Here is a 22,671-nt window from a genome sequence, read left to right on the forward strand (position 1 = left end):
ATGCGCGGCCAAAACTACTCACTCTGGAGCCTGCTCAAGCACGGCTTTAAAAACCACCAAACCTGGGAACCGGCCTGGGAACGGGTGGCCCTGAAACCTTCTTACGACGTGGTGATCGTCGGCGGCGGCGGGCACGGCCTGGCCACCGCCTACTACCTGGCCAAGAACCATCCCGAGGTCGGAAAGATCGCGGTACTGGAAAAAGGCTATCTGGGCGGCGGCAACACCGCCCGCAACACCACCATCGTGCGCTCCAACTACCTGTGGGACGAATCCGCAGCGATTTACGAGCATTCGCTGAAGCTGTGGGAAGGCCTGACCGAAGACCTGAACTTCAACGTGATGTTCAGCCAGCGCGGTGTGTTCAACCTGGGGCACAACCTGCAGGACATGCGTGACATCGAGCGCCGGGTCAACGCCAACGCGCTGCAAGGCATCGACGCCCACGTACTAAACGCCCAGGAAGTCAAAGAAAAGATCCCCCAGCTCGACTGCAGCCGCAGCCGCCGCTTCCCGGTGCTGGGCGCCAGCTGGCAGCCGCGCGCCGGCATCGCCCACCACGACGCCGTGGCCCGCGGCTTTGCCCGCGCCGCCAGCCGACTCGGCGTGGACCTGATCGAGGGTTGCGAAGTCACCGGCATGGACATCCAAGGCGGCAAGATCCGCGGCCTGCAAACCAACCTCGGTGCGGTAAAGACCGACCGCGTGGGATGCGTGGCTGCCGGCCACTCCTCGGTGCTGGCTAAGATGGCCGGCCTGCGCATGCCGCTGGAAAGCCACCCGCTGCAGGCTTTTGTGTCCGAATCCATGCAGCGCGTGATCGACACCGTGATCATGTCCAACGCGGTACACGGCTACCTCAGCCAGTCCGACAAGGGCGAGCTGGTGATCGGCGCCGGCATCGACAGCTACCTGGGCTATGGCCAGCGCGGCAGCCCGCACGTGATCGAGCACACGGCCGCCGCCATCATCGAGCTGTTTCCGCAGTTCTCCCGCGTGCGCATGAACCGCCAATGGGGCGGCATTGTGGACGTGACGCCCGACGCCTGCCCGATCATCTCCAAGACCGCGGTGCAAGGCCTGTTCTTCAACTGCGGCTGGGGCACCGGTGGCTTCAAGGCCACGCCGGGCTCCGGCCATGTGTTTGCCGACATGCTGGCCCAGGGCGAGCCCGGCCCGCTGTCCAAGGCTTTCTCCGTAGACCGTTTCCTCACCGGCCATTTAATCGACGAACACGGCGCCGCTGGCGTCGCACACTGATATGTTTTTACTGCACTGCCCCCATTGCGGCGAAACGCGGGACGAAGAAGAGTTCAGCAACGCCGGTGAAGCCTATATCCCCCGCCCAGCCCAGCCCGAAGCCGTGGACGATGCCGTCTGGGGTGACTATGTTTTCTTCCGCAAGAACACCAAGGGCTGGTTCTGGGAACAGTGGCAGCACACAGCCGCCTGCCGCAAGGTGTTTGCCGTAAAACGCAACACCGCCACCTACGAGATCGCCGGTACCTGGACCCTGGCCGAAGGCAAAGCGCTGTTCCTGGCAGACATGGCCAAGGAGCACGCAGCATGAGCGGCACCCGAGTCCCCCAAACCGGCACGCGCATCGACACGACGCGCACCATTAAATTCACTTTTGACGGCCGCGACTACACCGGCCACCCCGGCGACACGCTGGCCTCCGCCCTGCTGGCCCATGGCGTGCGTCGCATGGCGCGCAGCTTCAAATACGGCCGTCCACGCGGGATCATCGGCGCCGGCGCAGAAGAACCGAATGCGCTGGTGCAGCTGGGCGTCGGCGCGCTGACCACGCCCAACGTCAAAGCCACCCAAGCCGAGCTGTACGAAGGCCTCAGTGCCAGCTCCACCTCGGGCTGGCCTTCGCTGGACTTTGATCTGAAGTCGGTATTGGGCCAAGGCTCGCGCTTCATGCCAGCCGGTTTTTACAGCAAAACCTTCAAGTGGCCGCAAAAGCTGTGGCCCCTGTATGAAACCGTGATCCGCAAGTTCGCCGGTTTTGGCGACGCACCCACCGAGCCCGATCCCGAGTACTACGACCACCTGCACCACCATGTGGACGTGCTGGTAGTGGGCGGCGGTGCCTGCGGCCTGCTGGCCGCGCTGCAAGCTGGACAAGCCGGCTTGAAGACCGTGCTGCTGGACGAGCAAAGTGAAATCGGCGGCTGGCTGCTGTCCGACCCGACTGCACAGATTGACGGCCGCAACAGCGACGCCTACATCCGCGCCGTGCTGGCGGCTCTGCATGACATGCCTCACGTCACCGTGCTGCCCCGGACTACGGCATTCGGCATGTACGAACAAAACCTGGTGCAAGCCGTGGAACTGGTGCAAGACCATATCGCCCCGGAACAGCGCCAGGCCCATCTGCCACGCCACCGCCTGCACAAGATCCGTGCCCACCACGTAGTGCTGGCCACGGGCGCCATCGAACGCCCGCTGGTGTTCGGCAACAACGACCTGCCCGGCGTGATGACCGTGTCCGCAGGCCAGACCTTTCTGCAGCGCTACGGCGTGCGCGTCGGCCAGCGTATTGTTATCTGCGGCACCAGTGACCTGATCCACGACTGCGCCGAGGTACTGGCCAAAGCCGGTGCCACCGTCACCGTAGCCGACGTACGCCACGGCGCGGTAGCCCGGAGTCAAAACTACACGGTAATGGCCGGCCACGGCATTGCCGAAGTCACTGGCGGCAGCGAGGTCAAGGGCGTGCGCCTAGTGCCCCTGCATGCCACGCGGGACGAAGTGGCCGGTGCCAGCACCCATATCGCCTGCGATGTGGTGCTGAGCTCGGGTGGCCTGTCGCCCACAGTGCATCTGTTCTGCCATGACGGCAGCCGCCCCACCTGGGACGAGGCGGTAGCCGCCTTCGTCGCGCCGAGCCAGGGCCGTAAAGGCGTGGCCTGCGTCGGCTCCGTGACCGGCGCGTTTGAACTCTCTGCCGCGCTGGCACAAACCACGCGGGCCATGCAACAGGTACTGGCCCACTGCGGCAAGCCCCAGGGTCTGCAGGTGCCCACCTGCAACCAAGCCAAACGCATGCCAGCCCGCCCCATGTTCCGCCTGCCCGATGGCAAGCAGGAAGGCGCTGGCGCCAAAGCCTTTGTGGACTACCAAAACGACGTCAGCGCTGCCGACATCGAGCTGGCCGTGCGCGAGAACTACCACTCCATCGAGCACGTCAAGCGCTACACCGCGCTGGGCTTTGGTACCGACCAGGGCAAGCTGTCGAACGTGAACGGTTTCGTCATCACCGCCCGCGCCCTGAAGCGCCCGGTGAACGAAGTCGGTACCACCACCTACCGCCCGGCCTACACCCCAGTCAGCCTGGGTGCGCTGGCCGGCACCATGACCGAAGAGTGCTTTGACCCGAGCCGTTACACCGCCATCCACGCATCCCACGTGGCACGCGGTGCGGCATTGGAGCCCGTCGGCCAATGGCTGCGCCCCTGGTACTTTGCCAAGCCCGGCGAAGATCTGCACGCCGCCGTGAACCGCGAATGCCTGGCAGCCCGTAACGGCGTGGCGGTGATGGACGCATCCACCCTGGGCAAGATCCAGATCGACGGCCCGGATGCGCGAGAGTTCCTGAACCGCATCTACTCCAATGCCTGGACCCAGCTGGCCGTCGGCAAATGCCGCTACGGCCTGATGCTGGACGAAAACGGCATGGTGATGGACGACGGCGTAACGGCCTGCATCGAACAAAACCAGTTCTACATGACCACCACCACCGGCGGTGCCGCGCGCGTGCTGAACTGGCTGGAACGCTGGCACCAGACCGAATGGCCAGAGCTGAAGGTATGGATGACCTCGGTGACCGACCATTGGTCCACCATTGCCCTGGTCGGCCCCAAGGCCCGCGCCGTATTGGCCAAGCTGTGCTCGGACATCGACCTGTCGGCCGAGAACTTCAAGTTCATGGACTGGCGTCCTGGCACGGTGCTCGGCCTGCCGGCCCGCGTGTTCCGCGTCAGCTTCTCGGGTGAGTTGTCCTACGAAATCAACGTCGAGTCCGGCTACGGCCATGCCCTGTGGGAGGCTGTGATGGCCGCCGGTGCCGAGTTCGACATCACCCCTTACGGCACCGAGACCATGCACGTGCTGCGCGCCGAAAAGGGCTTCATCATCGTCGGCCAGGACACCGACGGCTCGATGAGCCCGCTGGATCTGGACATGGCCTGGGCCGTCGGCATGAAGAAGCCCTTCAACTTCCTCGGCAAGCGCTCACTGGCCCGCAGCGACACGGCCCGCGAAGGCCGCAAGCAACTGGTCGGTCTGCTGCCAGAAGACCCGACCACTGTATTGATCGAAGGCGCGCAAATCATGGAAAGCGCCACGGTTGGCACCAGCAACCAGATGCTAGGCCATGTGACCTCCAGCTACCACAGCGCCTTCCTGGGCCGTTCGATTGCCATGGCGGTCGTGATGGGTGGACTGCAACGCAAGGACCAGACCCTGTATGTGCATGCGCACGGCAAGGTCACGCCGGTCAAGGTCAGCAGCAGCGTGTTTGTGGATGTGAAAGGTGACCGTCAAAATGTCTAAGGTTCTGTTGGAATCTCCGTTGCACGCCTTTGGCCTGTCGGCCCGTGTACAAACCCCAAGCAGCAGCGAACGCATCGTACTGGCCGAGCTGCCGCACATGGGCTACCTGGTGCTGCGCGGCAAGCCCGATGACGCCGCCTTCATGCAGGCCGTGGCCGGCGTGCTGGGCCAGGCACTACCCACCCAGCCCATGACCGTGCTGAGCACCGACGCAGGCGCGGTGCTCTGGGTATCGCCCGACGAATGGCTGCTGGTGTGCAAGCGCTCGCGCCGCGACAGCCTGCTGGCCGCCCTGACCAGCGCAGTGCAAGGCCTGTTCGCGCAAATCGTGGACAACAGCGGTGGCCTGACCTCCATGCGCCTGGCCGGCCCCGACCACATCCAATTGCTACGCCAGCTCGGCCCGTATGACTATGAGAGCCTGGCCGTGGGCCGCTGTGCCAGCACTGTGGTGTCCAAGACCGGACTGACTGTGATGCGCACCGACACCACTGGCGTGGTGCTGTTGTTCCGCCGCAGCTTTGCCGACTACACCTGGCGCCTGCTGGAGCGCACGGCACGGTCGTACCGGCCATGCATCACCAGCCCGGCGCAATGCGCCGACCCCGTGTTCACACCCTTGTTTGAAACCGTTTAAAAAGCTTTCACCATGACCACTGAAGCCTTCTTCTCTACCGGCGTAGCCCAGGCCGACCCTGCAGTCAGCGTCGCCATGGACCACGAACTGAAACGCCAGCGCGAACAGATCGAACTGATCGCCTCGGAAAACATCGTCTCCAAGGCCGTACTCGAAGCCCAGGGCTCGGTGCTGACCAACAAGTACGCCGAAGGCTACCCCGGCAAGCGCTACTACGGTGGCTGCGAGCATGTGGACGTAGTCGAGGCCCTGGCCATCGAGCGCTTGTGCAAGCTATTCGGCTGCGAATTCGCCAATGTGCAACCGCACTCCGGCGCGCAGGCCAACACGGCCGTCATGCTGGCCCTGGTACAGCCCGGCGACACGGTGTTGGGCATGTCGCTATCCGCTGGCGGCCATTTGACGCACGGCGCCAAGCCCGCACTGTCGGGCAAGTGGTTCAAAGCCGTGCAGTACGGCGTGCGCCGCGCCGACTCGCTGATCGACTACGACGAAGTCGAAGCCCTGGCCATCGAACACAAACCCAAACTCATCATCGCCGGCTTCTCAGCCTACCCCCGCACCATTGACTGGGCGCGCTTCCGCGCAATCGCCGACAAGGTCGGCGCGCTGCTGATGGTGGACATGGCCCACGTGGCCGGCCTGGTTGCCACCGGCGTCTACCCCAGCCCGGTGCCGCATGCGCATGTGACCACCTCCACCACCCACAAAACCCTGCGTGGCCCGCGCGGCGGTGTGGTGCTGACCAATGACGCCGAGATCGCCAAGAAGATCAATTCCGCCGTGTTCCCCGGCTCGCAAGGCGGCCCGCTGATGCACGTCATCGCCGCCAAAGCTGTGGCCTTTGGCGAGGCACTGCAGCCCAGCTTCAAAGCCTATACCCAGCAGGTTGTGGCCAACGCCAAGGCCCTGGGCGCCGTACTGAAAGCCGGTGGCCTGGACCTGGTGACTGGCGGCACCGACAACCACCTGCTGCTGGTCGACCTGCGCCCGCTGGGACTGAAGGGCAACACCACCGAAGTGGCGCTGGAGCGTGCCGGCATCACCTGCAACAAGAATGGCATTCCGTTCGACGACGAGAAGCCGACCATCACCTCGGGCATCCGCGTCGGCACCGCTGCTGGCACCACGCGCGGCTTCGGCACGGCCGAGTTTGAAGAAGTCGGCCGCCTGATGCTGGAAGTCTTCAACAGCCTGAAGACCAACCCCGCCGGCGACGCCGCGACCGAGGCCTCGGTCTACGCCCGCGTCAAAGCACTGACTGCCCGCTTTCCCCTCTACGCCTGAAGGAAATCACCATGAGCAATCTGCACCAGGATTCCATCGTCATCGACGGTCTCATCATTGCCAACCTGAACCGCAGCGTATTTGAAGACATGAAGAAAGGCGGCCTTGCCGCTGCCAACTGCACCGTCTCCGTGTGGGAGGACTTTCCAAAGACGGTGGACAACATTGCCCAGCTGAAACAGCTGATCCGCGACAACAGCGATCTCGTCACACTGGCCCGCAACACAGCGGACATCGTCAAGGCGAAAGCCGATGGCAAGACCGGCATCGTTCTGGGCTTCCAGAACGCCCATGCCTTTGAAGACAACCTCGGCTACATCGAAGCCTTTCACGACATGGGTGTGCGCGTGGTCCAGCTTTGCTACAACACGCAGAACCTCGTGGGCACCGGCTGCTATGAACGCGATGGCGGGCTTTCCGGCTACGGCCGCGAGGTCATCGCCGAGATGAACCGCGTGGGCATCATGGTCGACCTGTCACACGTGGGCAGCAAGACCTCGGAAGAAGCGATCCTGGCCTCCACCAAGCCCGTGGCTTACACCCACTGCCTGCCCCTGGGCCTGAAGGACCACCCGCGCAACAAAAGCGACGCCGAGCTGAAGTTCATCGCCGACCACGGCGGCTTCATCGGCGTGACCATGTTCTCGCCCTTCCTCAAGCGCGGCAATGAGTCGACTGTGCACGACTACGTCGAGGCCATCGACTACGTCATCAACATTGTTGGCGAAGACTGCGTGGGCTTGGGCTCTGACTTCACCCAAGGCCACGGCCATGAGTTCTTCGACATGCTGACGCATGACAAAGGCCGCTGGCGCCGCCTGACCAACTTCGGCGAGGTGATCAATCCCGAAGGCATCCGGACCATAGGCGACTTCCCCAACCTGACGACCACGATGCAGCAGTCGGGCTGGTCCGATGCCCGGATCACCAAGGTACTGGGTGCCAACTGGATGAAATTCTTCGACCAAGTCTGGGGCACCTAAGACCCGCAACCTACCGATTTCCCCGTCCCCTCCCATTCCCTTCCACAACCAGGAGTTAGCTGCTATGACCGCTTCGTTCACCCCCCGCAAACGTCGTGAGTTCCTCACACAGACTTTGAGTCTGTCCGCATTAGCCATGTCCGGTGGCGCTGCCTTTGCCCAGGCCAAACCCACCATCAAGATCGGTTTTGTCGATGGCTGGTCGGACAGCGTCGCCACCACCAATCTGGCGGCCGCCATCATCCGCAGTAAGCTGGGCATGAATGTGGAGCTGGTGCCCCTGGCTGCCGGCATCATGTGGCAGGGTGTGGCGCGCGGCGACATCGACGCCACATTGTCGGCCTGGCTGCCTGTGACGCACGAAGCCTATTTGGCCAACTTCAAGGACAAGGTACAGATCATCGGCACCAACTATCCAGGCGCCAAGATCGGCCTGATCGTACCGGAATACGTCAAGGCCACCAGCCTGGCAGACCTGAATACCCACCGCGCCGACTTTGACAACCGCATCGTCGGCATCGATGCCGGCGCCGGCGTGATGAAGAAGACTGAAGAGGCCATCAAGGCTTATGGCCTGGAAATGCGCTTACAGCCCAGCTCAGGCCCAGCCATGACTGCCGAACTGGACCGCGCCTACCGCGCCAATAAAGCGATTGCTGTGACCGGCTGGATTCCACACTGGATGTTTGCCAAGTACAAGCTGCGCTTCCTGGCCGATCCGAAGAACGTCTACGGCGCCGAAGAACATGTGGACAGCGTGATCAACCCCGGCCTGAACACCAAGGCGCCGACAGTTGTCGCCTTCCTGAAGAAGCTGTCGTGGAAACCCGAGGAAATCGGCGCTGTGATGCTGGCGGTCGAGGGTGGTGCTAAGCCCGACGCCGCCGCCGAAAAATGGATCGCCGACAACCCTGCCCGCGTTGCAGGCTGGCTGGCGTAAGTCCCAGTCCAACCCGGATGTCCAGGCTGCGCCCAGCAGCCTGGACGCAGCTTACCGATAACACCCGAGGACGCCCACGATGCAGCCCCAACTCCCCATTGAAGTGAACGCCGATACCGGCATCTGGACCACTGACGGCTTGCCGATGATTTACGTGCCTCGGCACTTCTTCGTCAACAACCATGTCGAAACCGAGGCCGTAGTGGGGCGCGAGGTGTATGCACCGGCGCTGTACAAGGCCGGCTACCGCTCGGCCTACTTCTGGTGCCAGCAGGAAGCTGCCACCCATGGCCTCTCCGGCATGGCTGTGTACGAGCACTACCTCAAACGCCTGTCGCAACGCGGCTGGGGCCTGTTCTCCTTCATCGAGGCCGATGCCGCCACCGGCCACGCCCAGGTCAAGCTGGAGCATTCGGTGTTCGTACTGGCGCAAGGCATTGCCGGCGTGCCCGTGAACCACAGCAAGGTCTGCTATCTGTTCGCCGGCTGGTTCTCCGGCGCCATGGACTGGGTACTGGAGACCAGCGGCTCAGCGGTGCGCACCACCAGCGCTGAAACCCAATGCGCAGCAGAAGGCCACAGCCACTGCATCTTCACCGTCAGCCCCCTTTAATTATTTCCAGCAGAGCCCGCCATGCGCTACCCGCATTTGTTTGAACCGATCCGCCTGAACCAGGTGCTGTTGCGCAACCGCATCGTCAGCACGGCGCATGCCGAGGTGTATGCCGAAGGTGGCGTTCCTACCGAACGCTACATTCGCTACTACGAAGAGAAAGCCAAGGGCGGCGTGGGCCTGGCGATTTGTGGCGGCTCCAGCCCGGTATCGCGTGACAGCCCCTGGTCGTGGTGGAGCTCGATCAACCTGGCCAAGGGCTCAGTGATCGAACCCTTGAGCAAGCTAGCAGAAACCATGCACAAGCATGGCGCCAAGATCATGATCCAGGCCACCCATATGGGGCGGCGCAACGCCTGGCACGGTTTTGACTGGCCACATCTGGTCAGCCCCTCCGGCATCCGCGAGCCGGTGCACCGCGGCAACGCCAAGACCATCGAAATCGAAGAAATCCGCCGCATCGTGGCCGACTACGGCCGCGCTGCCAAGCGCGTAAAAGACGCCGGCCTGGACGGCATCGAAATTTCCGCTGCGCACCAACAGCTGATCGACCAGTTCTGGAGCCCCCGCGTGAACCACCGCACCGACGAATACGGTGGCAGCCTGGAAAACCGCTTGCGCTTCGGCATGGAAGTGCTGGAAGCCGTGCGCGAGCAGGTCGGCAGCGACTTCTGCGTCGGCATGCGCATGTGCGGCGATGAATTCCATGAGGACGGCATCAGCCACGAGATGGCCAAGGAAATCGCCCAGGCCATGAGCGAGAGCGGCCTCATCGACTTCCTCAGCGTGGTCGGCTCCGGTGCCGATACGCACAACACCTTGGTCAACTGCATGCCGCCAATGGCGTTGCCGCCCGAACCCTTTGTGCACCTGGCCGCCGGCATCAAGTCGGTATCCAAAGTGCCGGTGATGCACGCCCAAAGCATCCGCGATGCATCGCAGGCCGAACGCATCCTGGCCACCGGCATGGTCGACATGGTCGGCATGACCCGTGCCCAGATCGCCGACCCGCACATGGTCATCAAGATCCGCGACGGACGCGAAGACCAGATCAAGCAATGCGTGGGTGCCAATTACTGCATCGACCGCCAATACAACGGCCTGGACGTGCTGTGCATCCAGAACGCGGCCACCAGCCGCGAAGAAACCATGCCGCATGTGATCGAGAAGACCACCGGCAAGCGCCGCAAAGTGGTCGTCGTAGGCGCCGGTCCGGCCGGGCTGGAGGCAGCCCGCGTGGCCCGCGAACGCGGCCATGACGTGGTGCTGTTTGAAAAGAACGCGTTGGTCGGCGGCCAGGTAAACCTGGCTTCCAAGCCCCCCAAGCGCGAGCAGATGGCCGGCATCATCCGCTGGTTCGACATGGAAACCGTGCGCCTGGGTGTGGACCGCCGTCTGGGCGTAGCCGCGACGCAGGAGATGATCCTGGCCGAGCAACCCGACATCGTGGTGCTGGCCACCGGCGGCGTGCCGCACACCGGCCAGACCCCGGCCTGGGGCGCAGCCGAAGGCCTGTGCGTCAGCGGCTGGGACATCCTGTCCGGCGCCGTCGCACCCGGTGAAAACGTGCTGGTCTACGACAGCATCAGCACCCATGCGGGCACCGGCGTAGCCGACTTCATCGCCGCCCGCGGCAAGCTGGTGGAGATTGTGACGCCCGACGTGAAGGTGGCAGACGACGTGGGCGGCACCACCTTCCCGATCTTTTACCGCCAGCTGTACGCCAATGCCGTGATCCAGACGCCGAACTTCTGGCTGGAAAAGGTTTACCGTGAAGGCGACAAACTGATCGCCGTGCTGAAGAACGAATACACCGAGGCGCTGGAAGAGCGCGCCGTGGACCAGGTGGTGGTCGAAAACGGTATCCTGCCGAACGACGGCCTGTACTGGCAGCTCAAGCCCTTGTCGCTGAACAAGGGCCAGACGGACATCGAAGCGCTGTATGACGCCAAGCCGCAGCCCGGCCTGAGCGAAACCACCGGCAACGGCAGCTTCCTGCTGTACCGCGTGGGCGACTGCGTCTCCATGCACAACATCCACGCCGCGATCTACGACTCGCTGCGCCTGTGCAAGGACTTTTAAGATGCTGCAGCACCTGGTGAGCACGCTGTTCTGGTTGGCAGTCCTGGGCTTGACCTGGGGTATGGCCCGCCGAGCGCTTATATGGAAAACAGGCCGTTCACGCAGTGTGGATCTGCGCGGGCTGCTACAAATACCGAAGCGTTACTTTGTGGACCTGCATGACGTGGTGGCGCGCGAGCCGTTTGTCGCACGCGCCCACGTGGGTGTGGCCGGCGGCGCCATTCTGGCGCTGGCCCTGGTGGCTGTGAACTACGGCCTGGGCCTGTACTGGCGCAGCCTGGACGCTGTACTGCTGCTGGCCGGCCTGATGATGCTGGTTGGCGCCATCGCCATGGCCTCGCGGCGCCGCAATGCGCCGACGCGCTTGTCCAAGGGTCCATGGAGCCGCCTGCCCTACTCGCTGATGCTATTCGCCATCGCCGTCGCTTTGGTCGGAACTGTGGCACTCACTGGCACGGCGCTGGCGCCGTGGCTGGCGGGTTTGATCAGCCTGGCTTTCGCCGCCGGCGCTGCGGAGCTGGCGCTGGGCATCGGCCTGAGCGGACCGATGAAGCATGCGGTCGCCGGCCTGCTGCACCTAGGCCTGCATCCCCGTCCCGAGCGTTTTGGCACGGCCAGCGAAAAACGCTTCGCTACCGCCCTGCAGCCTTTGAAGCTGACCGCCGACGACATGGGCGTAGGCAAACCCGCAGATTTTGCCTGGAACAAGCTGCTGTCCTTCGACGCCTGCGTACAGTGCGGCAAGTGCGAAGCCGCCTGCCCAGCCTTTGCCGCCGGCCAGCCGTTGAACCCGAAGAAGCTGATCCAGGACCTGGTGGTCGGTATGAGCGCCAAATCTGACGCCAACTATGCCGGCAGCCCCTACCCCGGCCAGAAGGTCGGCGAGCATGCGGGCGCACCCCACCTGCCCATCGTCAATGGCCTGATCAACAGCGACACTCTTTGGTCCTGCACCACCTGCCGCGCTTGCGTGCAGGAATGCCCGATGCTGATCGAGCATGTGGACGCCATCGTCGACATGCGCCGCCACATCACCCTGGTCGATGGCGTGGTGCCCAACAAGGGCGGCGAAGCCCTGGAGCAGCTGCGCGACACCGATACCGTGGGCGGCTTCCCGCTGACAGCCCGCCACCACTGGGCGGCCGACCTGAACGTGCCGGTACTCGATGTCGGCGGCCAGACCGACTGGCTGGTGCTAGTGGGCGAAGGTGGTTTCGACATGCGCTACCAGCGCACGCTGCGGGCCTTCATCAAGACGCTGCAAAAGGCCGGTTTGAAGATCGCCATGCTGGGTGCGGCCGAAACCGATTGCGGTGACTTGGCCCGCCGCCTGGGTGACGAAGCGGGTTTCCAACGCCTGTCCAAGCAGCTGATTGCCACGCTGAAAACGCGCCGGTTCCAGCACATCGTGACGCCCGACCCGCACATCTTCCATTCGCTAAAGAACGAGTTTCCAGCCATGGGCGGCGATTTCGACGTATGGCACCACACCCAGCTGATGGCTGAGCTGTTGGCCAAAGGCCAGCTCAAACCCACCCGCAGCGGCAGCCTGGAGACCGTGACCTACCACGATCCCTGCTACCTGGGCCGCTATGGCCGTGAGGTGGACGCTCCGCGCTCCGTGCTCAAGGGTATCGGCATCAAGGTGGTGGAGATGGAACGCAACCGTGAGCGCGGCCGCTGCTGCGGCGGCGGTGGCGGTGCACCCTTCACTGACATCCCTGGCAGCACCCGCATACCGGACATCCGTATGCTGGATGCCAAAACCACCGGCGCGGGCATCGTCGCCGTGGCCTGCCCCAACTGCACCGCCATGCTGGAAGGCGTGGTCGGCCCACGCCCTGAAGTGCGGGACATTGCCGAGCTGGTGGCCCACGCCCTGGAGGTTGCATGAACGCCCCTATGCATTCCGCCGTGCCGCGCATCGACCCGCGCCGCCCGGCCATCATCACGCCCGCCGGCCTGCGTCGCATTGTGCTGGGCAGCAGCGAAGGCGAGCGCCTGGCCAACGGCCGCTCGGCCCAGCACGCTGCGGCCAAGCCGGTGCGCAGCGCTGGCCCGTTCAACCAGACCACCGTGGTGGTCACCCATGCCGAGCGCGGCGCATTGACCGATGGTGCACGCCAGGCGGTTGCGGCTGCAGCCATATTGGCCTCGGCCCAGGTCGAAGTAGTGGTGGCCGTACTCGGCGCCTGCCATGACGATGTCGCAGCGCTGGGCGCAGACCGCATGCTGGTCCTGGAGGACCTGGACTCCGGCCGCTACCAACCTGGCGCCTGTGCGGCCTGGCTGCAAAAGCTGCAAGCACTGCTGCAACCCGCGCAATGGCTGTTTGCCGATGCCGGCGCCGATGGGCAGCTGGGCCGACGCTTCGCCGTCAGCGCCGGACTGGACCTGGTCTGCGGTGTGGCCGAGCTGGCTGCCGACAAGCTGCGTGTACCTGCTAATAGCCACCAAGACTGGCTGCGCCCACATGCCCCGGTCATGCTGCTGGCCAAGAACGTTGCCAGCACCAAGCTGCCGTTTGTGGGCCTGGGTAACAAGGAATCAGCGCCACCGCTGCCGGCCGTGGTGGAGCTGGGCATCGAAGACATGGGCGTACAAGCCGGCGACCCACAAACCCTGGCGCTGGAAGAAGCCGATTTCATCCTGGCTGCCGGCAATGGCGTAACCGATGTGCCGCTGTTCCACACCCTGGCACGCGAAGTGGGTGCCGCCGTGGGCGCATCGCGCGTGGCGGTGGACGACGGCCGTTTCACCCGCGCGCAGCAGGTGGGTGCCACCGGCAAAACCGTGTCGGCCTCGGGCTATCTGGCGCTGGGCATCTCGGGCGCGGTACAGCATTTGCAAGGCATCAAGGATTGCCGCCATGTAATCGCGGTCAACCTGGACGCATCCGCCCCCATTTCCCGCCGTGCGGACCTGACGGTGGTGGAAGACAGTGCCGCCCTGATGCAGGCCCTGCTGGAACTGGTTCGCCAACAGAAGGAGGGGGTATGAGCGATATCACCGTACTGGTCGCTGCCCGCACCCACGCGGTCAGTGGCAAATCCACCCGCAGCCGTGCCGATGCAACGGCAGCCGCCCTGGCCTTGGGCTTGCCCGGCACCGTGCGCTTGCTCACCGCAGGTGGCATGCCGGATGCCGTAGCCCGCGACTATCTGGCGCTGGGCGCCACCCAGCTGGAAATTCTGGAATCGGATGCCGATACCTGCGATGTGTTGTTGCCTGCCTTGCACAACATACCCTGGGTCCTGGCGGGCACACGTCCGGAGTCCGAACAAGGCACAGGCGTTTTGCCTTTTGCGCTGGCTACCGCGCTGGGCCGCCCGGTGATCACCGATGTGCTGGCGGTGCAAGTCGACGGCAAGGCCTGGATCATCACCCAGGCACTGCCCAAAGGCGCACGCCGCCGCTTGCGTGTCACCCCACCTGCCGTGCTGGTCATCAGCGCCGCAGCACCTGTCACGCTGCGCCACTCGTTGGCGGATGCGATGGCCGGCACAGTGGTACGCACATCCGTATCAAACGCCGCAGCCGGCCGTGCACCGCAAGGCCAGTTGGTGCCCCGCACGCTGCGGCGCAAATTACTGGAAGCCCGCACCGTGCAAAGCGGCCACGCCCGTATGCTCGGCGCGATTGAGTCGCCCTCTACCGGCGGCACCGTGCTGCAAACCGGTACGCCCCATACCAAGGCGCAGGCAGTTCTGGACTACCTGCGTACCCACTCTCTTGTGCATTTTTAGGAGACGCCCACATGACCACGACCATTTCAGCGCAGTCTCTACTCACCCGTGAGTTGCTAGCGCGCCGCCGCCCCGGTTACAGCCTGGAGGCACCGTTTTACCTGAGCGAGACCGTTCTACAGGCCGACCTGGAGCACATCTTCGGCAAGCACTGGATCTTCGTCGCGGTAGAGCCGCAAATTCCCGAAGCGGGCGACTACATCACGGTGGATTTCGGCAAAAACTCCATCCTGATCGTGCGCGACGACGACAACCAGGTGCAGGCCTTCCACAACGTCTGCCGCCACCGCGGCTCGCGCCTGTGCGCCAGCCAGCAAGGCGTAGTGGGCAACATCGTCTGCCCCTACCACCAGTGGACCTATGACCTGACCGGCAAGCTGATCCACGCCAAGCACATGGGTGAGGACTTCGATCCCAGCCATCTGAGCCTGAAAAAGGTGAATGTGCGCAGCCTAGCCGGCCTGATCTTCATCTGCCTGGCCGAAAATCCGCCCGAAGACTTCGAGCAGATGGCGGCCGAGATGACGCCCTATATCGCGCCGCACCGGCTGCAGGACTGCAAAGTGGCGGCCCAGGTCGACATCATCGAGGACTGCAACTGGAAGCTCACCATGGAAAACAACCGTGAGTGCTACCACTGTGTGAGCAACCACCCCGAGCTGACCATCTCGCTGTACGAATACGGCTTTGGCTACCAACCCGACGAACACAACAAGGCCGATCTGCAGCGCTTCCAGGACATCCTGGCCGCCAACCACGAGCGCTGGGAAGGCATGGGCCTGCCCTCGGCCGAGATCGACACGCTGGACGACCGCGTCACCGGCTTTCGCACCCAGCGCCTGCCGATCGACCGCTCGGGCCAGTCGCAGACCATGAATGCCGAGGTTGCCTCCAAGAAATTGCTAGCAGACTTCGTAGATCCGGCGCTCGGTGGCCTGTCTTTCTGGACCCAACCGAACTCCTGGCACCATTTCATGAGCGACCATATCGTCAGTTTCACCGTGCTGCCGATCTCAGCCACCAAGACCCTGGTGCGCACCACCTGGTGCGTGCACAAGGATGCGGTCGAAGGTGTGGACTACACCAAGGAAAACCTGACCGCCGTGTGGAACGCCACCAACGACCAGGACCGCCGCCTGGTGGAAGAGTCACAGATCGGCATCGCCACCGGCGCCTATGAACCTGGCCCCTACTCGCCCTTCACCGAAGGCTTGGTCGAGAAGTTCTGCAACTGGTACGTGAACCGCCTGAGCGCTCTGACGAAGTAAACCACCGCCACCCTTGCGCTGTAAGCACCGCCATGTCCATCCCCTCTTTTGCCCCCGATTTCGCCGGCCCGGCGTCCCAGCCCTGGTCTTCCGACCGGGATGAAACCCTGCGCTGCGTGCACATCCGCCAGGAAACGCACGACGTGAAAACCTTTGTGCTGGCCGCCGACGGTCCGCGCAACTTTCGCTATCTGCCCGGCCAATTCATCACGCTGGAGCTGGACATTGCCGGCAGCAAGATCAACCGCTGCTACACCCTGTCCAGCACACCCACCCGGCCCGACCTGGTCAGCATCACCGTCAAGCGGGTGCCTGGCGGCGTGGTGTCCAACTGGCTGCATGACAATCTGCGCGTGGGCATGGCGCTGGGGGCCATGGGGCCGTCGGGCGAGTTCAGCTGCTTCAAGGCGCCGGCGAAAAGCTATCTGTTCCTGTCCGGCGGCAGCGGCGTGACACCGCTGATGTCCATGACGCGCGCCCTGCACGACTTGGGCAGCGACGCCAACATCGTGTTTGTGCACTGCGCGCGCACGCCCGCAGACCTGCTGTTCCCCGAAGAACTCACCATGATGGCGCGCAATATGCCCCATTTGCGACTGGCCATGGTGTGCGAACAGCACACACCGGGTAGCGCTTACGCGGGCCACCTCGGTCGGCTGGACGCGGCACGGCTGGCGCATATTGCGCCCGACTTTATGCAGCGCGACGTCTACACCTGCGGCCCGGCTCCGTTCATGGGCGCGGTGCGCGGCCTGCTGGCGGGGGCAGGTTTCGAAATGCAGCGCTACCGCGAAGAAAGTTTCTCTTTCGAATCCCTGCCTACCGAAGAATTATCAGAGGCGCAATTAAAACCAGGCGCCGACGAGATAATAAAAATTGATAGCACGCCCACATTTAAAATCCAACTCGAGAAAATGGGCAAGATATTCGACTGCCCATCAGACCAAACCATTTTAAAAGCTGCCGCCGCAGCCGGTTTGCGCCTACCCTCTTCTTGCAGCAGCGGTGCCTGCGGCACCTGCAAAACCAAGAAAATATCGGGTCAGGTTGAAATGAAACATGCTGGCGGCATACGCCAGCGCGAGATTGACCAAGGCTGGATTCTGCCCTGCTGCAGCAAGCCTACGAGTGACATTTCACTCGAAAGATGAACACTAATGTGTGCATGCACTTCGCAAAAAACCAGCCATGCACCATGCCCGACATCCGTCACCTCACCAAAATTCTATTTTGGTGCAAACCATTAAAACAATATTCATATTTACCCAAAAATTAACCAAACATAATAAAGTCAGCCCATTTATGGGTGGCACATCATTTGCTTATAAGAATAGACCAACGCATTGATCCAAAGTTCCTGGAGACCCACGATGTCAAACCCAAAAATTAGCGTCAAAAATCTGTACAAGATATTCGGCAGCAATATCTCAGAAGCCGTCAAGTTACTCAATGAAGGTCGTAGCAAGGACGAGGTTTTCGCCAAAACCGGGCATGTCGTGGGCGTCAATAAGGTCAGCTTTGACGTTATGCCAGGCGAGATTTATGTGCTCATGGGCCTGTCCGGCTCGGGCAAGTCCACCCTCATCCGGTTGATCAACCGCCTAGTGGAACCCTCCTCCGGCTCCATCAACATCGACGGTGAAGACATCGCCAAGCTGCCCCATGACGCGCTGGTGCGCTGGCGGCGCAAGCGGGTGGCCATGGTGTTCCAGTCCTTCGCCCTCATGCCACACCGCAATGTGCTGGACAACGCCGCCTTCGGCCTGGAAATGGCCGGCACACCGCGCAAGGAACGGGAAACCCGCGCCATGGAAGTGCTGGCCCAGGTAGGCCTGCAAACCTACGCAGCCAAATACCCATCTCAGCTGTCCGGCGGCATGCAGCAGCGCGTGGGCTTAGCACGCGCGCTGGCGGTAGACCCCGATATTCTGCTGATGGACGAAGCCTTCTCGGCGCTCGATCCGCTCAAGCGCGTGGAAATGCAGGGCCTGATGCTGGAGTTGCAGCGCGAACAGCAACGCACCGTTTTGTTCGTCTCGCACGACCTGGAAGAAGCTCTGCGCATCGGCACCCGCATCGCCATCATGGAAGGCGGCAACCTGGTGCAAGAGGGTACAGCGCACCAGATCATCACCCAGCCGGCCAACGCCTACGTGCGCAAGTTCTTCGAAGGTGTGGACACCTCGCGCTACCTCACCGCCGCTGACCTGCTGGACCCGGGCCTCAACGGCCACTCGTACAACGGTGGCCCGCGCCTGCCCTGGTCCACCACCCTGCCCGAGGCCATGAAGATCGTGCTGGGCATGGACCAGCCGGTCGGCGTGTTCGATGCCACCAACCAGTTGCTGGGCTGCATCTCTGCCCGCAGCCTGCTCGTCAAGATGTCCCAGGAAGCCCGCCATGTCTGATCTGCTCACCCAAGTCACCGACGCCACCCACAACATGCTGCCCCTGGGCAAGTGGGTCAACGCAGGCGTCAAAACCCTGCTAGACAACGGCGCCACCGTGTTCGACTCCATCGGCGTAGTGGTCGAGGGCTTTGCCCAATCCATCGAGCAGGGCATGCTGGCAATTCCCTTCTGGCTAGTGATTGCAGTCGCCACCGTTGTCGGCATTCGTCGGCTCAGTTGGGGCTTTGGCCTGTTTGTTGCTTTGGCGTTGATGCTGATCGTGGTGACTGGCTTCTGGCCGCAAACCATGGTGACGCTGGCGCTGACGCTGTCGGCCACCCTGATCAGCCTGTTTTTTGGTATTCCCCTGGGCATCTGGTGTGCCCGCAACAACCACATCAATGCCAGCGTGCGACCCGTACTCGATTTCATGCAGACCATGCCCGCTTTTGTGTACCTGATACCTGCAGCCATGCTGTTTGGCCTGGGCCGCGTGCCCGGCACGATTGCAACCGTGATCTTCGCCATGCCGCCGGTGGTGCGCTTGACCAGCCTGGGCATACGCCAGGTCAGCTCCGAGCAGGTGGAGGCCGGCAACGCTTTTGGCTGCACCTCGACCCAGCTGCTGTTCAAGGTGCAGCTGCCTATCGCCATGCCGACCATCATGGCCGGCGTGAACCAGACCATCATGATGGCGCTGTCCATGGTCATCATTGCGTCCATGGTCGGCGCTGGCGGCCTGGGCAACGACGTGCTGGCCAGCATCCAACGGCTGGACATCGGCCTAGGGTTTGAGAGCGGTCTGGCCGTCGTCTTGCTGGCTATCATTCTTGACCGCCTGACTGAAAGCTTTGGCGTGGCCCGCAAAGGCCGCGACAGCTGACCCCACGCAGAAATTGAGGAGCGCCCCTTTGCCACGCAGTCCCCTTGCCCCAACCCAGGCCTCACCGGCTGCGGCATTCGGAGCCAACGACGCTTCCGTTTCAACAGATACCACGCGCATCGGATTCATTCTGATGCCCGATTACTCGATGATCGCCTTTGCCAACGCGGTGGAAACACTGCGCATGGCCAACTACATCAGCCGCCGCCCGCTGTACAGCTGGACAGTGGTGAGCACTGAGCAAAGTGGCGCCCAGGCCAGCAATGGCCTGACCATGGGGTCCACCGGCGACCTGGCCAGCCTGTCGGAATGCGATACGGTGTTTGTCTGTGGCGGCGTCAACATCCGCCGCAACACCGACGATGCCGTACGCCACATGCTGCGCCAGCTGGCCACCCACGGGGTGACCATGGGCGCGTTGTGCACTGGCTCTTTCGCCCTGGCCAGCGCCGGCCTGCTGGACGGCTACCGCTGCGCCATCCACTGGGAAAACCTGGCCGCCATTGGCGAAGAATTCCCCAAGGTGCAGTTCGCCACCGAGGTCTTCATTCTGGACCGCGACCGCATCACCTGCTCGGGTGGTACGGCGCCGCTGCACCTGATGCTGCACCTGATACGCGCCAGCCACGGCGCCAAACTGGTGATGGACATTTCTGAGCAGTTCATCGTGGAGCGGCTGCGCGCCAGCAACGACCGCCAGCGCATACCCCAGCCCGAATGCATAGGCCCGGGCTACCAGCATCTGACCGAGGCCGCCGAAATCATGGCCGCCAACATCGAAGATCCCTTGCCGCTGGCCGAGCTGGCCAGCGCCATTGCACTGTCGCTGCGCCAGCTGGAGCGGCTGTTCCACCGCTACTTCAGCATGAACCCGGCGCAGTACTACATGAACCTGCGGCTGCGCCGCGCGCAGGAGCTGCTGACGCACAGCAGCATGCCCATCATGCAAGTCACTGTGGCCTGCGGCTTCCAATCGTCCTCGCACTTCTGCAAAGCCTACCGCAGCCTGTTCGGCCACTCGCCCAGCGAGGAACGCCGCCGCCACGCAGGCACCACGCCTGCGCGTGCACCGGCCTGGCCCAAGCAGGCCTCGGCAACGGTATCCGCCATACGCGTGGCCTGAACCCCGCTTCATCGGCTGTTTTTTTTAGCCCCAACGGCGCCTAAGCGTTGGCGCCACCTATTGCTACATAATTTATAGCTTCCTGCGCATATAAAACCTGCGCAGGCAGGCTTTTTTATGCCTAATATTCTGACAAGTCTCTGACACTTGCCGTACCCGGACAACTCCGCGTCGTTCTCAGCAAAGTTTCCAGCCGCCAACCTGTGAAAGTGCATGGTGTCGTCACTTGGTACAACACCTGCCCCTCCACCCACTAGGAATCGGTCATGAAATTGAAACTCGCTCTTCTCGGTCTCGCCTCCTCCGCCTTCTCGCTGTGCGCACCGCTTGCGCATGCAGAAGAAGCCAGCTGCAAAACCGTGCGTTTTGCCGACGTGGGTTGGAGTGATATTGCCGCCACCACCGGCCTGGCTTCCGTGGTGCTCGAAGGCCTAGGTTACAAGCCCACGGTGACCATCGCCTCGGTACCGATCACCTTCGCAGGCATCAAGTCCAAGCAGATTGACGCCTTCCTGGGGTACTGGAACCCCAGCATGACGCCCATCATTGAGCCCTTCGTCAAGGCCGGCCAAATCAAGGTGCTGGAGCAACCCAACCTGGTCGGTGCCAAGTACACCCTGGCCGTACCCGCCTACCTGTACGACAAGGGCCTGAAGACCTTCAATGACATCGCCAAGTTCCAGAAAGATCTGGACGGCAAGATCTACGGCATTGAACCTGGCAACGACGGCAATGCGCTGATCCAGGGCATGATCGACAAAAACCAGTTCGGCCTCAAGGGCTTCAAGATGGTCGAGTCATCCGAGGCCGGCATGCTGGCCGAAGTGCAGCGCGCCAGCCGCAGCAACAAGGGCATCGTGTTCCTGGGCTGGGAACCCCACCCCATGAACGTGCAGATGAAGATGAAGTACCTGGAAGGCGGCGACGATGTGTTCGGCCCCAACCTGGGTGAAGCCAAGGTCTTCACCGCCGTGCCCCCCAGCTACGAAGCCCGCTGCCCGAACGTTGCCACGCTGCTGAAGAACCTGCAGTTCACCACCACGATTGAAAACAACGTGATGATCGGCATCCTGGACAAGGCCAAGCCCGAGGCCGCAGCCAAGGCCTACCTGAAGAAGAACCCTGGCGTGCTGGAAGGCTGGCTCAAGGGTGTGAAGACCTTCTCGGGTCAAGATGGCCTGCCTGCGGTCACCGCGTCGCTGAAGTAAGTTCTCCCCACCTGCAGTGCTGCCGTATCAACCCGGCAGCACTACCTTTACCTATTTTTGGCGCGCTCTGCTATGACCTCGGCTTCTTCCACCCATTTCTGCCTGAACCTGGCCTGCGGCAGTGCCCAGGGACAGGTCGCCGCCGTGTCCGAACTGCTGAACCAGCACGGCGCCTACATCGAACAGTTTTCGGTGTTTGACGACCACACGACCGAGCGCTTTTTTGTACGCAGCGTGTTCAGCCTCAGCAGCTCGGTGGATGTGCTGCGCAGCGCCTTCGCCGACCTGGCAAAAAGCTTTCCAGCAGCCCAGTGGAAGGTGCACGACCTGGCCCAGCCCACCCGCGTGCTGATCATGGTGTCCAAGTTCGACCACTGCCTGCGCGAGCTGATCGCGCAGTGGCGCCGTGGTGAGCTGAAGATGGACATCGTCGCCGTGGTGTCCAACCACCCCGACCTGGCACCGCTGGCCGAAGCCGAAGGCCTGCCTTTTCACCACATCCCCATCAGCGCCGACACCAAGCCAGCCCAAGAAGCCAAGCTGGAGCAGCTGATTGCCGACACCGGTGCCGAATTCGTGGTGCTGGCGCGCTATATGCAAGTTTTGTCCGAATCGCTGTGCGAGCGCCTGCACGGCCGGGTCATCAACATCCACCATTCCTTCCTGCCCGGCTTCAAGGGCGGCAAGCCCTACCAGCAGGCCTTTGACCGCGGTGTCAAGCTGATCGGCGCCACTGCCCACTTTGCCACCACCGACCTGGACGAAGGCCCGATCATTGAGCAATCCGTCGAGCGCGTGGACCATGCGGATACACCACAACACCTTTCGCAAGCCGGTCGGCTGGTGGAGAGCCTGGTGCTGTCCCGTGCCATGCGCTTCGTACTGGACCGGCGTGTCTTCATCAACGGCATGAAGACCGTAGTGCTACGCTGAGCCATAGCCCCCAGA

The 22,671-nt window shown here is 62.9% G+C and carries 19 protein-coding genes; all 19 read left to right on the forward strand.

Annotation, left to right across the window (positions count from 1 at the left end; genetic code table 11):
• The 19 genes from AC07O2_RS00450 to purU all read left to right on the forward strand — a co-directional run bounded on the left by AC07O2_RS00450 (window position 1) and on the right by purU (window position 22,656).
• Window positions 1-1,260 (forward strand): sarcosine oxidase subunit beta family protein, encoded by a 1,260-nt coding sequence (locus AC07O2_RS00450; RefSeq protein ID WP_495073774.1) that lies wholly within the window; start codon window positions 1-3, stop codon window positions 1,258-1,260.
• Window position 1,261: 1 nt separating this feature from the next.
• A complete protein-coding gene (locus tag AC07O2_RS00455; protein WP_495073775.1) occupies window positions 1,262-1,570 on the forward strand; it encodes a sarcosine oxidase subunit delta in 309 nt (102 codons plus the stop codon).
• A complete protein-coding gene (locus AC07O2_RS00460) occupies window positions 1,567-4,563 on the forward strand; it encodes a sarcosine oxidase subunit alpha family protein (RefSeq protein WP_495073776.1) in 2,997 nt (998 codons plus the stop codon). Before AC07O2_RS00455 ends, AC07O2_RS00460 begins: the two co-directional genes overlap by 4 nt.
• Window positions 4,556-5,200, forward strand: a complete 645-nt coding sequence (locus tag AC07O2_RS00465; protein ID WP_495073777.1) for a sarcosine oxidase subunit gamma — start codon at window positions 4,556-4,558, stop codon at window positions 5,198-5,200. The genes AC07O2_RS00460 and AC07O2_RS00465 overlap by 8 nt, the downstream gene beginning before the upstream one ends.
• 12 nt (window positions 5,201-5,212) lie before the next feature.
• Window positions 5,213-6,487 (forward strand): serine hydroxymethyltransferase, encoded by a 1,275-nt coding sequence (gene glyA / locus AC07O2_RS00470; RefSeq protein ID WP_495073778.1) that lies wholly within the window; start codon window positions 5,213-5,215, stop codon window positions 6,485-6,487.
• Between the two features lie 11 nt (window positions 6,488-6,498).
• Window positions 6,499-7,470 carry a dipeptidase gene (locus AC07O2_RS00475; protein WP_310375654.1) on the forward strand — a complete coding sequence of 324 codons (972 nt, stop codon included), beginning with the start codon at window positions 6,499-6,501 and terminating at the stop codon, window positions 7,468-7,470.
• 64 nt (window positions 7,471-7,534) lie between these two features.
• Window positions 7,535-8,410, forward strand: coding sequence for a glycine betaine ABC transporter substrate-binding protein (locus AC07O2_RS00480; protein WP_495073779.1), 876 nt, complete (start codon window positions 7,535-7,537; stop codon window positions 8,408-8,410).
• A gap of 79 nt (window positions 8,411-8,489) precedes the next feature.
• The gene (locus tag AC07O2_RS00485; RefSeq protein WP_495073780.1) at window positions 8,490-9,023 is read left to right on the forward strand and encodes a DUF5943 domain-containing protein; all 534 of its coding nucleotides are present in this window, start codon (window positions 8,490-8,492) and stop codon (window positions 9,021-9,023) included.
• Window positions 9,024-9,044: 21 nt separating this feature from the next.
• Window positions 9,045-11,105, forward strand: a complete 2,061-nt coding sequence (locus AC07O2_RS00490) for an oxidoreductase (protein WP_495073781.1) — start codon at window positions 9,045-9,047, stop codon at window positions 11,103-11,105.
• A 1-nt stretch (window position 11,106) separates the two neighbouring features.
• Window positions 11,107-12,999 carry a (Fe-S)-binding protein gene (locus AC07O2_RS00495; RefSeq protein WP_495073782.1) on the forward strand — a complete coding sequence of 631 codons (1,893 nt, stop codon included), beginning with the start codon at window positions 11,107-11,109 and terminating at the stop codon, window positions 12,997-12,999.
• The gene (locus AC07O2_RS00500) at window positions 12,996-14,105 is read left to right on the forward strand and encodes an FAD-binding protein (protein ID WP_495073783.1); all 1,110 of its coding nucleotides are present in this window, start codon (window positions 12,996-12,998) and stop codon (window positions 14,103-14,105) included. The genes AC07O2_RS00495 and AC07O2_RS00500 overlap by 4 nt, the downstream gene beginning before the upstream one ends.
• Window positions 14,102-14,851: an adenine nucleotide alpha hydrolase family protein gene (locus tag AC07O2_RS00505; RefSeq protein ID WP_495073784.1), complete on the forward strand. Its 750-nt coding sequence runs from the start codon at window positions 14,102-14,104 to the stop codon at window positions 14,849-14,851. Before AC07O2_RS00500 ends, AC07O2_RS00505 begins: the two co-directional genes overlap by 4 nt.
• Window positions 14,852-14,862: 11 nt before the next feature.
• On the forward strand, window positions 14,863-16,119 hold the full coding sequence (locus AC07O2_RS00510; protein ID WP_495073785.1) for an aromatic ring-hydroxylating oxygenase subunit alpha: 1,257 nt from the start codon (window positions 14,863-14,865) through the stop codon (window positions 16,117-16,119).
• 32 nt (window positions 16,120-16,151) lie between these two features.
• Window positions 16,152-17,270: an FAD-binding oxidoreductase gene (locus AC07O2_RS00515; RefSeq protein WP_495073786.1), complete on the forward strand. Its 1,119-nt coding sequence runs from the start codon at window positions 16,152-16,154 to the stop codon at window positions 17,268-17,270.
• Window positions 17,271-17,489: 219 nt separating this feature from the next.
• On the forward strand, window positions 17,490-18,527 hold the full coding sequence (locus AC07O2_RS00520; protein ID WP_495073787.1) for a quaternary amine ABC transporter ATP-binding protein: 1,038 nt from the start codon (window positions 17,490-17,492) through the stop codon (window positions 18,525-18,527).
• On the forward strand, window positions 18,520-19,392 hold the full coding sequence (locus tag AC07O2_RS00525) for an ABC transporter permease (RefSeq protein WP_495073788.1): 873 nt from the start codon (window positions 18,520-18,522) through the stop codon (window positions 19,390-19,392). The genes AC07O2_RS00520 and AC07O2_RS00525 overlap by 8 nt, the downstream gene beginning before the upstream one ends.
• Window positions 19,393-19,525: 133 nt before the next feature.
• Window positions 19,526-20,515 carry a GlxA family transcriptional regulator gene (locus tag AC07O2_RS00530; protein ID WP_495073789.1) on the forward strand — a complete coding sequence of 330 codons (990 nt, stop codon included), beginning with the start codon at window positions 19,526-19,528 and terminating at the stop codon, window positions 20,513-20,515.
• A gap of 266 nt (window positions 20,516-20,781) precedes the next feature.
• Entirely contained in the window at window positions 20,782-21,723 is a 942-nt protein-coding gene (locus AC07O2_RS00535) for a choline ABC transporter substrate-binding protein (protein WP_495073790.1), read from the forward strand.
• Between the two features lie 72 nt (window positions 21,724-21,795).
• Window positions 21,796-22,656 (forward strand): formyltetrahydrofolate deformylase, encoded by an 861-nt coding sequence (purU, locus tag AC07O2_RS00540; protein WP_495073791.1) that lies wholly within the window; start codon window positions 21,796-21,798, stop codon window positions 22,654-22,656.
• Window positions 22,657-22,671 lie beyond the last annotated feature (15 nt).

This window comes from Rhodoferax sp. GW821-FHT10B06 (genome assembly GCF_059415605.1).